The following is a 244-nucleotide window of genomic DNA, read 5'->3' as shown; positions in this document are numbered from 1 at the left end:
CCGCCTGCGCGATTCGCAACTGGGCGTGGACAAGGTGCACGACATTCGCAACTACCTGAAGAAGGGCAAGCTGTGGGAGGCCTTCGAATCCGAGGAGCGGGTGATCCTGCTGATCGACGAGATCGACAAGGCCGACATCGAGTTCCCCAACGACCTGCTGCAGGAACTCGACAAGATGGAGTTCTACGTCTACGAGATCGACGAGACCATCAAGGCCAAGCAGCGGCCGATCATCATCATTACC

The 244-nt window shown here is 57.8% G+C and carries 1 protein-coding gene; it reads left to right on the top strand.

What is annotated here, in order from left to right:
- Window positions 1-244 (top strand): AAA family ATPase (locus tag SB771_RS36380; protein ID WP_410722209.1); only part of this gene is annotated, 244 nt, incomplete at both ends.

This window comes from Burkholderia sp. SIMBA_051, assembly GCF_046534915.1.
Classification (GTDB): Bacteria; Pseudomonadota; Gammaproteobacteria; order Burkholderiales; family Burkholderiaceae; genus Burkholderia; species Burkholderia ambifaria.
Note: the sequence above shows the minus strand (reverse complement) of the source record. Positions and strands in the feature narration are given on the sequence as shown.